Raw genomic sequence first — 10,148 nt, 5'->3', positions numbered from 1 at the left:
AGGAAGACGCCGCCCGCCGGGCCTTCACCACCATCGACGCCCTGCGCGCCGAAGGGTACGGGGAGAAGCTGGCCAACGGGGTCGCCATCATCACCCAGCCGCGCACCGCCTCCACCCAGCGCCTGACCGAAATCCAGAACAGCCTGACGGGCCTGGTCCGCTCGGTGGTCGTGGTGCCGTATGACCGCACCCTGGACGACGGCGGGGAGATCGTCTGGGAGGCCCTGGCCCCGCGGACTCGGGACGCCTACCTGCAGGCCACCGCGGCCGTCGTGGAGGGCATGTGAGCCGATGTTGAACAAGACCGCCGCCGGCCTGGGGTGCCTGGGCACCGCCCTGCTCGGGCTGATCCTGGGTGCGGTGTTGCTGCTGCTCACCCTGGCCGTGTTCGACGGCCCCGCGGCCGAGGGCGGGGTCTGCCGCCCCGAGACCGGCACCGGGTCTGTGCCCAGTGAATACCGCCAGGCCATCGCCACCGCCGCGGAGCACTCCGGGATTCCCGTCGGGATTCTGGCGGCCCAGATCGACCAGGAATCCCGGTGGGACCCCACTGCGGTCTCCCCGGTCGGTGCGCAGGGCCTGACCCAGTTCATGCCCGCCACCTGGGCCCAGTTCGGTGACGGCACCGACCCCTTCGACCCGTTCGCCGCCATTGCCGCCCAGGGCCGGTACATGAAGCACCTGCGCGCCCAAGTCGCCCCGCTGGCCGGGAACGAGAACGAGACGATCCGCCTCACCCTGGCCGCCTACAACGCCGGACCCGGGGCCGTGCTCAAACACCAGGGCATCCCCCCGTTCCAGGAGACCCAGCAGTACGTCCAGAAGATCACCACCGCCACTGGAGGAACCGGCGGCGCCGGGCTCTGTGACTCCCTGGGCGAGCTCAACGTCGACGGGGTCGGCGTCGATGACTACCCCCACCGCGAACCCGTGGGCGTCGACGGCTGGGGCCACGCCCGCAGCCTGTTCGGCCACACCCAGCGCCAGTGCACCGACTTCGTGATGTGGCGCATCAACCAGTCCCTCGGCTGGAGTGAAGGCGAGGGCAAGCCGCCGTTCACCTTCGCCGCACTGGGCGTGGGCTACGGTCCCGGTCAATCCGGGGCAGGATCCTGGAGGGACATCCTCACCCAGGCCGAGGGCGTCAGCTTCCACACCTCCGACCCTAGCCCCGGGGACATCGCCTGGTGGGGGTACAACGACATCGGTGGTGGCTACGGACATGTCGGCTTCGTCGCCGCCGTGGACGGAGACACCGCCATCATCGAGCACTACAACCTCGCCACCCCTAACACCTACTCGGTGACCAACACCCCGGTCAGCGACGTCCCCGGATACATTCGACTGCCCGCCTCCACCCAGGAATAGTTCAACCCATGCGCTCCACCCGATTCACCGCCCTCCTCATTGCCATCGTGGTCGCCGTCGCGCTCTTGACTACCGGCGTCGTCTACGCCGTCACCCGGACCGCCCAGCCAGATACCAGTGACGCCACCCCAACCACCGCGGAGACCGCCACGCCCCCATCGGCCGCTCCCAGCGACGCCGCCACCGGCAGGGCCTGGGAAACCACCGCACCGCCCGCCACGGCCTCGAGTTCCCCGGAGGCGCCGGCCGGGAAGCTGAAACGCAAGGGCATGAGCGCGGACGAGCTCGTCACCACGGCCGCCCAGGTCATGACCACCTGGGACACCACCACCGACGTCTCACCCACCGACGGCTACCGCCGGGCCCTGCCCTTGTTCGTGGACGAATACCAGGACATCTTCGTCACCCCGGCCAAACCGGTCCTGCCCGAAGACTGGTGGGAAGCCGCCGAACACGACGCCAAGAGCACACCACAGGTCCAGATCACCGACACCTACCCTCAGGGCGACATCACCACGTACTACGTCGTTGCCTCCTGGACCTGGCAGTCCGAGGATGGCTGGACCCTGACGCCCGACCCGGCCCACATGACCTTCCAAGTCGCCAAAGATAGGACCGGGTACGTCATCCAGAACTGGACCGACCAGCAACTCCAATAACCGCTCACCTACCGACTGGGTCCAGCGCGCTGGTCCCGGTTCCTCCTTGGGAACCTCTGCGGCCCACCCGTTCCTCCCGGGTGGGCCGCGCTATTTCACAAGGGATAGGTCGTGTCGTGCCTGCCCAGAGTCGGTGAGGTTCCTCCCGAACCTCCGCGACAAGACAGCAACGAGCCGTGCAGGCTAGCGGGGACGGTCATTTACTCATGCTGCTGGGAATCATCCAGCAGTGCGGCGATCGCCGCCAGGGTGTCATTGTCGACTTCCTGGAGAGTCCGGGTGGCAAACTCTCGGACCTTGGCTCGGCGCATCGCCGCGAGCAGATCCAGCTCGTGTTGGATTCGCTCGGGCACAGGCCCGTTCTCTTCCAGCAAGTACTCCCTATTGACGCCGAAGAAGTCGGCCAAGGCCTCCACAATCTCGCGGGGCTGGGGCACAGTGGCGTCGCCCGCTTTGATGTGGTGCCAGCGCGTCCTGGAGAGTTTGACGCCCTTTTGCTCCAGGGCGTCCCGGACGTCTTGGAACTCATACCGGTTCCCGTCGGACGTAGTCACCACGTCCAACAGGAGCTCGATCTTTCGGCTCAGGGCCTGAGAGGCCCTGAGATTTCGCGCTGCTGCGCTTTCGGTTGCTGCCATGAGGTATGCCTCTCCAGGTCGTTGACGGTGTCGGCGGGGGTGCCGATTGGTAGGTCCAGTGCTGCGCACCAAGCCCGGATCTCGCGGTCCCACAGGGCCGGGTCGCTGTTCCACTCCAGCGTGTGGTGAGCGCCGGGAAACTCGACCAGACGGACCCTGGGCTGTCTCTCCGCCAGGTCCCGCGACAGGCGTATGGGGACGCTGGCGTCGGCCGCGCCATGGAAGAGCAGGACCGGCACCTGAGGGTCCGTTGTCATAGAAGTTCCGGGCAGTTCGGCCCAGGGGACGTGCGGGTCGCCGCTCGGACGCGCCAGGTTGAACCCGGACATCGCCCAACGGGCCAACCCACGGGGTACGCGGGCCTCATTCAGGGCCGCCAGCGTGATTGCCCGCCAATCCAGGGCCGGTGACACCAACAGGGCACCTCGGACTGCCGGACAGGGAACTCGCTGGATGGTCTGAAGCACGATCGAGGCTCCGAGGGACCAGCCCACGAAGATGATCTTCTCAGCTCCGGCCGCCACCGCGTACTCCTGCGCCCGGGCCACCTGCTGCCACTCGGTCAGGCCCAGATGGCTTCGGGGCGGCGCCGTTTGACCGTCCAGCGAGGTGCGGTAGGTCGGCACCAGCGAAGGGATGCCGAGGTTGGCAAAGGTCTCCACACTTCGAAGGGTCTGGCTTCGTCGACTTCCCAAACCGTGGACGTGGATGGCCCACACGGAGGCCTGGCCGGGCTCTCTCCCGGGAACCTGCCACATGGCCTGCCCCTCGAGTTCCACGTCCTGGTACGCCAGGCCATGGTCACTCGGTGTCTCTCCCAAATATCCACTCAACCTGCCGCGTCGCTCTCGACGCAGCGAGGCGGAGTCACCAGCCAGCACGGGCCGACGCACCAGCTCGAAGTGCGTTTCGGGCGGGCCGAGAACCAGACGGCTCCCCCTGGGGGTGGTCACACCCAGGACCCCCGGGTGGGCGGCAAAACTCCTCACCGGGAACTCGACGTACTCCCCCGCGTCCCCAGCGCCGACCCGCACGACGGGCACGAACCTGTTGCTCTGCCTGGCATCGGTGACTCGCGATCGCAGCACCCGGCCCACCCCTGCCGTCAGCGCCCAGTAGGCACACAGGCCGCCGCTGACCACCGCCAGTGAACTAGCCATCGAGCGCCCTCCCCTGCTGGAGGCACAGCGCCTCGGCTTCATCAAGGCATCGCCAGTCGGCAGCGGTCAGAATGTCCGAGGAAGCAGTGACATTCAGATAATCGTGGATCTCGACCAGCATCCGGTGCATGCCATCCGTGGCCTGATCGGTACGCAGCTTCTGGGCCGCAGGAGCCCTCTGGAGCCTGGCCCCGACCAAGCTGACCGAGGGGGTGGTGGCGACCGTGCTGGACCAGATGCGCCGTACCTCCGGTTCGACGGCAAGCACTCTCCGTCGGAGCTGGAGCGAGTTGATCTGGCGGCTGAGGGGCGGGATAGCGAGGCCTACGCACAGCAGAATCATCGTTGTGAAAAAGAGGACGTCGTAAATCCCGCCCAGGACGCGCATGAACTCCAGCTCCCCGACAACGTGACAGATATCCATAGCCACCACCGAGACGCACAGCAGCAATGCCGCCATGCACCCGGCCCCGGTGACGCTGAACCCGACTTTGAACCGTGCCTGAATCATCCGGGGGACGTTGCGGATGCAGGTGGTGAGCGTTCCCAGCATCACGCCAAAGATGAAGACGTACTGCACTGCCGAATATAGCCCGGCCGCAGGCTGGCTCCCGTAGGTCAACATGAAGTTGGTCGAGGGTTCGGGAGCGTCGATGCGCATGAACGCCGCGCCCATGACCAGGATGGTCACGACGGCCGCGATCCGCGTCCAGTTCGCCTCCACTCCCCCAGCCATACCCGCTGCGGTGGCCCCTCGTCGAATAGCGCTGGCCAAGTAATAGACGCCGATGACCAAAAGAAGGTTAGCCATCAAGTCCAGCGCGTTGGGTGGTAGCCACGTGGCCGACCACAGATAGATCCCCGGGACGTTCGTGGTCATCGAGATGGCTATCACGGTGGCCGCCCACATCAAGGTGTTGTCGGGCCGGTGTTTGGCGCGCAGGGCCAGGACGAGGACCAGCCCCCACATCAGGGCCGCCACCATGATCGACATCATTCGAAGAACCTGCCGTATCCGTAGATTTCCTGACGGGCGGCGTCCCGGATTGCGGCAGCCAGCAGATCAGCGAGGTATTCCGCCGTCGCCTCCAGATCGGATCGGAAGTCTCCACGCGCCAGAGCCTTCTCTACGACCTCCCCCGAGATTTCCCGAAAGATATTGACCCCCTGCCAAGTCGCATCACGGCACTGGTCGTGACGCAAAATCATGTGGGCGATTTCGTGCAGGATCATTTGCTGACGATGCAACCGACCATGCGTCTCAGAGTGGTAAACGACGTCCACGGTCTCCCTTGGGATCCATAGACCGCAGATTTTCTTACCAGTCAACTTGCTGGTCTCGATGATCTTCATGCGACGGCCGCGGACAGCCTCGACGTGAGTAATCAGCGAATCCAAAGTGAGACGTGGAGGCAGGCGAAGGGCCTCGAAGGCAGTTCGGGCCTCCGCTTGCAACTGGTCCATAGGTTTCCTCGCCGTCGGTCGTCTATGGCTAGTATAGTTCGGAACACGTTCCACGCACGTTTCGATGTTGTCCGCGAACCATCAGAGACGCTGCGAGTCTGATGCTGACGGGGGCGCGTCGAATGATCTAGAACTAGTTCTTCCTATGTAGGGTGGTCGCATGTCCAGTCCATATCGGCGTAAGCGCGGAACCCCGACGGTGGGTATCCAGGTGAACATCACGCCCGATGTTAAGGCGCTGCTCGACGCGTACAGCGCGGCGGCAGGAAATGCCCCCCAGTGGGCGGTCATCGAGGCCGCTATCCGGGCTGGCAAGCCCGACGCAACTGGCGTCCCCATTGGCTGGGACCTCGAACGTCATCCCGCCTTGGACATGGGCATGGACCACGCCGGAGGTGAGCCCATGCGGCGCACGGCATAGACGCAGCGAACCCCCGCCCTTGGCCGGGCGGGGGTTCGGAGTCTGGACGCTCGATCTGCAGAAGTTTGGCGACTCGATCAGATCAAGCGATATGGAAAGTCCCGGTTAGCAGCCGGCGACTTCCTTTTGTCTACCCAGGAGGCGAACCCAGGAGGTGACCCCATCATAACAACAGCGCGCGATATTGCATCTATTGGCGACCCCACCTCGGCGTGGAGCCTGACAGGAGCCCTTAGCCCGCGCCCGAGCGTGCGCGTGGCCGTGGCCGACGCCAGCGGTGTTGTGCTGAACCAATACGGCACGCACCGACGCACCACCGCGGACACCCCGGCGCGCCCCTGGGCCGTGTACTTGGCCGACACCGACCACCGGTACCGGCTGTTGGCCTTCGACCTCGATGCCAAGACCCCCGACAGCGCCGCTGCGGCCGCTCGCGATGCAGAGACCCTGGCCGGGCTCCTCGACGAGGTCGGCCTCTCCCCCGTCGTCTGTGCCTCGGGACCCTCCAACGGCCGCCACGTCTGGGCCGCCCTCGCGGATTCCGTGGAGGCCGAGACCGTGGCCACCCTGGCCCGGCTGACTCGACACCTGTGCCCCACTCTGGACCTCGCGCCGCTGACCAACCCGGCCACCGGTTGTGTCCGTCCCCCGGGTGCCCCTCACCGAGCGGGGGGAACCTCCACCGTCGTCTCCGGTGACTTGAACAGCCTCCTGGCCCCCACCGGCACCGCTGCCGCTGTCCGGGCCCTGGTCGAGCACCTGGCCGCATTGGTGGGAGCCGCCGAACCATCCGGTCCCCTGGAGACACACCGGCCCTTACCCGTGGACGATCACGGGCACCCTTACCTGCCTGGACCTCGGCGAGAGTTGCCCGCTGTCAGCAAGGCCGCCCTCGAGGAAGACGCCTCTTCCGGGGACGCCTCCGCGGTGCTCTGGCGGGTGCTCATCGGGGCGGCCTCTGCCCGTTGGAGGCACGCCGACGTCGCCGCCCTCGTGCTCACCAGCCCGGGCCTGGAGCACGTTCGCTCCCACCGACTCTCTACCGGTACGAGCACCCAAAGAGTGTCCCGCGAGCCCCGAGAGGTCGCAGCGACCCTGGCCCGACAGTGGGCCAAGGCCGTGGCTCACGTGGCCACCACGCCCCGCCAGATCGGTGAGGACCCCACCTTCGATGCCCGCGCGGATGCCATCGCCGCTCACGTCCGCGACGTACAGGCCCGCGCTGACGCCGCCGCAGGCCGCTGGGGTCAGGGTCGTGGACCGGCCGATCGTCGGGTCCTGGACGTGTTGTCCATCCTGGCCCTGCAGGCCCTCACCCCGGACCTGGAGGCCGACATCCGTCGTCTCGGCTTGCTGGCCGGCATCGGCCGGGAGACCGCCCGGGTTGCCCTGTTGCGGCTGGCCGCGGACGGCTGGATCACCCGGGTCCAAGACGCCGAGGGCCCCTGCGGCGCGCGTTGGCGATTGCATCCCCATGGCGATATCCACAGCGAGAACCATAACGGTCGGTCACAAGCGGACCCGCGCCCCGCAGGGGCCGGGGCCGCAGAGAGACTGACCCTGCTCGAAACCCTCACCCAGCGCATCCGGGCCTGCGCCCACGACGTCTTTACGCTGGGACCGGGCCTTGGACACGCAGCAGGCAACCTCTACGCCAAAGCCTCAAGAACTCCCCGGACCCTGGCCCAGTTCACGCAGGACATTGGCACCACCAGGGACCATGCAGCCCGGTTGCTGGACCGACTCTCGGAGGCAGGTTTGCTCCGCCACTCCCCCGCCGGCTGGTCCAGGAGGGCCTCAGATCCTCGTCCCGCGGCTGCCAAACGGTTGCGCGTGCATGGGCGCCTTGCGGAACGAGAGGCTCGCTACAGCCTCGAACGTGAACTCTGGGCTTGGTGGCAAGCCGAGCAAGCCTGGATGCAGGCACCCCGACGCACCGCAGCCAGCCGACGGGCAGGCCCTGGCCAACTGAGCCTGCTTCCCCAAGTCGGGACGAACGTGTACGGGGCACACCCCCGTCGCCTCGACGGTAAAGCTGATTATCAGCAGGCCAGACATCAGCTCAGCACCGGGATAGCCCGACCTGGTTCTGGAAGAGCAGAATCGTCACAGGCCGCGTGAGGCTTCAACAGTGATATCACAATGATGTCTTAATGCATCCACTTCGGAATAATATCGGTGTGATAGCATATTGCTATGTTGTGGTCCTGATATCACTCTGCGGACGCCGCCGGTTCGACCAAGCGACCTAGAGCTTCGGCATTCCACGAAGATCTGCGTCACCAGAACCCATGGGCAGCCGCCGAGCCGTCACGCGACGAATTGTCCGCGCCGACGCCTCGTTTTCTTCTTGCCCATCACCCGATGGTCTGACCGTAGGAGACCGTGATGCTGCACCCTGAACACGCTCAGAACGTCCTGGTTGATCTTTCCCAAGGCAACTCCAGCGATCACCGCCACCACTGGCACCAGCCCCGCCGCGGCCACTGCAAGTATTGCGGAGCTCACCCAGAGAAGGCATGAACCTGGCCGGTGCATTTGGGTACCAACCCACCCGGTACTGCGGGCGGCGACCGCGACATATCGGTGGTGGCACTCTGAAAGTTGCTGTCAGTTCGATATCACCATGGCTTCCGGTTGCTATCAGGCGCCGCCACTATTACAGTGATATCAGATAACTAGCGATGTAATACTGCTAGCGGTTCACTATCACTCTGAAAGCTGGGAGAAAGCATGATCCTCCTTATCGGCAGCCAGAAGGGCGGTGTCGGCAAATCCACTGTCGCTATCAACCTCGCCGTGGAGTACGCGCGTCAAGGGCGGGACGTTTGCCTCGTCGATGCCGACGCACAGCGGTCCGCCGCTCGTTGGCACGCCGACCGAGAAGAGCAAGGCCATCAGCCTGCCGTTGCCTGCGTTGAGAAATTTGGCACCATCCACCAAACCCTTACCGATCTGGCGACCCGCTACGACATCGTGATCGTCGACGTGGCCGGCAAGGATTCCAGGGAGATGCGCACCGGCATGCTGGCCGCCGATACCCTCGTGGTCGTCGTGCGTCCCAGCCAGCTCGACCTCGACACCCTTGGCCACATGAGCGAGGTCATCGAGCAGGCCAAGGACTTGAACCCCGGCCTTACCGTTCGAGGGCTCATCGCCCAGGCCCCATCAAACCCTGCGATCAGCGAACGCACTGATGCTCGGGAGTATCTCGCCGATTACCCCACTATCAAGCCGCTGGAGACCGTCCTGTACGAACGGAAGGCCTACCGGGACGTCGTGGGGGAAGGGCTTGGCGTCGTGGAGTGGAGCAACCCTAAGGCGAAGGCCGAAATTCAGGAACTAGCAGCGGAGGTCCAGGCGTAATGGCATTCAAGCAGCGAAAACCCGCACCGATTGATCCGGTTGATATTGAGGCCTTTGCTGCGGGCGCAGAGAACCCAGCAGCGGTGGAGAACGCGCAGTCGACTGCGACTAGCTCAGCCGTCAAAGATCGCCGGGTGGGGGAGTGGCCGGCTGAAGTGGCGCGAACCATGCTCATTCGCTGGCCGGACCCGACGCTGGCCGTGGAGCTGGCTACGGTCGCCAAGATGGACGACCGTAGCCAGCACGCCACCGCACTCCGCGCGCTGCAGCGAGGGCTGGAAATCCTTAAGTCCGAATTGAAGGCCTGAACGTTCTTATACGGCAAATGGATGCTATCGGTTCGATAGTAGATGTATAGCGGAGTAGTTTCACTATGATGTTGGCGTGTAAGCAGTCCGATGCCCCATATCTTCCGATTTATGGGATCCGCCAGCGCTCTGGGTCCCCCGAGGGCGCTGGACTGTTGAAAGCGGATTGATATCATATAGATATCTCGCCGACATCACCCAGATTTGGGCCAGTACGCTGGTCCGAGGTTCCTCCTTGGGAACCTCTGCGGCCCACCCGTTCCTCTCGGGTGGGCCGCTCTTTTTCCTGGTGGAAGCGGTCGTCCCGCGTGCACAGGATGCTTCCAAACTGATCGCGGAGCGCACGTCTCGTCTGCATCGTTGTTCCATCTGAGTATTACGCCGAGGCTCACCGCCAACGCACGAGCTTGCCAAGTAGGCCTACCAAGACGCCAGGAGAGCCCTCTATCAGCGTGTCCAGAGTCGGTGAGGTTCCTCGCTAGCTCGGATCCCCACATGCGGTCGGCCGCAGGCGGCCGGCTGTTGCCCTGCTCCGCCGGAACGGCGGCGGAGCAGGGTTGGCCCTGACGGGCCTTCTTTTTTGCCTGCTGTCCTTCGGATTATGCGCCCCGGCTCCACCGGCACAAGCCCCTCCGCTGGCGCTCCGGGGCCGGTACCGGCAGAACTTCTGCTCGGCGCTTCCTCGTTCCTCGGTCGCTTATTTCCTCGCAGAACTTCTGCCGGCACCGCCCTGCGGGTTGATGTCGGTTCCGTCCGGGGCAGCT

Annotated in this window: 10 protein-coding genes and 1 pseudogene; 7 read left to right on the top strand and 4 right to left on the bottom strand. The window is 65.2% G+C overall.

All coding sequences use genetic code 11. From position 1 onward, the window contains the following. From Q0283_RS11340 to Q0283_RS11330, 3 genes and pseudogenes are all read left to right on the top strand, one after another. Positions 1-287, top strand: a pseudogene (locus tag Q0283_RS11340) (chromosome partitioning protein); the annotation flags it as partial. Positions 288-291: 4 nt separating this feature from the next. Next, positions 292-1,368 (top strand): transglycosylase SLT domain-containing protein, encoded by a 1,077-nt coding sequence (locus tag Q0283_RS11335; protein WP_298044716.1) that lies wholly within the window; start codon positions 292-294, stop codon positions 1,366-1,368. Positions 1,369-1,376: 8 nt separating this feature from the next. Continuing rightward, positions 1,377-2,027: a hypothetical protein gene (locus tag Q0283_RS11330; RefSeq protein WP_298044715.1), complete on the top strand. Its 651-nt coding sequence runs from the start codon at positions 1,377-1,379 to the stop codon at positions 2,025-2,027. Between the two features lie 200 nt (positions 2,028-2,227). Here the strand turns inward: Q0283_RS11330 and Q0283_RS11325 are convergent, their stop codons facing one another. Genes Q0283_RS11325 through Q0283_RS11310 form a run of 4 tightly spaced genes read right to left on the bottom strand, consistent with a single transcriptional unit; the run spans position 2,228 to position 5,289 of the window. Continuing rightward, positions 2,228-2,665 (bottom strand): hypothetical protein, encoded by a 438-nt coding sequence (locus Q0283_RS11325; protein ID WP_298044714.1) that lies wholly within the window; start codon positions 2,663-2,665, stop codon positions 2,228-2,230. Further along, on the bottom strand, positions 2,611-3,825 hold the full coding sequence (locus Q0283_RS11320; protein ID WP_298044713.1) for an alpha/beta hydrolase: 1,215 nt from the start codon (positions 3,823-3,825) through the stop codon (positions 2,611-2,613). The genes Q0283_RS11325 and Q0283_RS11320 overlap by 55 nt, the downstream gene beginning before the upstream one ends. Next, positions 3,818-4,822 (bottom strand): hypothetical protein, encoded by a 1,005-nt coding sequence (locus tag Q0283_RS11315; RefSeq protein ID WP_298044711.1) that lies wholly within the window; start codon positions 4,820-4,822, stop codon positions 3,818-3,820. The genes Q0283_RS11320 and Q0283_RS11315 overlap by 8 nt, the downstream gene beginning before the upstream one ends. Next, a complete protein-coding gene (locus Q0283_RS11310) occupies positions 4,819-5,289 on the bottom strand; it encodes a hypothetical protein (RefSeq protein ID WP_298044710.1) in 471 nt (156 codons plus the stop codon). The genes Q0283_RS11315 and Q0283_RS11310 overlap by 4 nt, the downstream gene beginning before the upstream one ends. Positions 5,290-5,500: 211 nt before the next feature. Here Q0283_RS11310 and Q0283_RS11305 point away from each other — a divergent pair, with 211 nt between their 5' ends. The 4 genes from Q0283_RS11305 (at position 5,501) to Q0283_RS11290 (ending at position 9,384) form a co-directional block, all read left to right on the top strand. Next, on the top strand, positions 5,501-5,710 hold the full coding sequence (locus Q0283_RS11305; RefSeq protein WP_298044708.1) for a hypothetical protein: 210 nt from the start codon (positions 5,501-5,503) through the stop codon (positions 5,708-5,710). 261 nt (positions 5,711-5,971) lie between these two features. Next, a complete protein-coding gene (locus tag Q0283_RS11300; protein ID WP_298044707.1) occupies positions 5,972-7,831 on the top strand; it encodes a hypothetical protein in 1,860 nt (619 codons plus the stop codon). A 612-nt stretch (positions 7,832-8,443) separates the two neighbouring features. Then, a complete protein-coding gene (locus Q0283_RS11295; protein WP_298044706.1) occupies positions 8,444-9,076 on the top strand; it encodes an AAA family ATPase in 633 nt (210 codons plus the stop codon). Then, a complete protein-coding gene (locus Q0283_RS11290) occupies positions 9,076-9,384 on the top strand; it encodes a hypothetical protein (RefSeq protein WP_298044705.1) in 309 nt (102 codons plus the stop codon). The genes Q0283_RS11295 and Q0283_RS11290 overlap by 1 nt, the downstream gene beginning before the upstream one ends. Positions 9,385-10,148: the final 764 nt, after the last annotated feature.

The organism is uncultured Citricoccus sp. (assembly GCF_937871995.1).
GTDB lineage: Bacteria > Actinomycetota > Actinomycetes > Actinomycetales > Micrococcaceae > Citricoccus.
The sequence above is the reverse complement of the archived record's forward strand: the minus strand, read 5'-3'. Positions and strand labels throughout refer to the sequence as shown.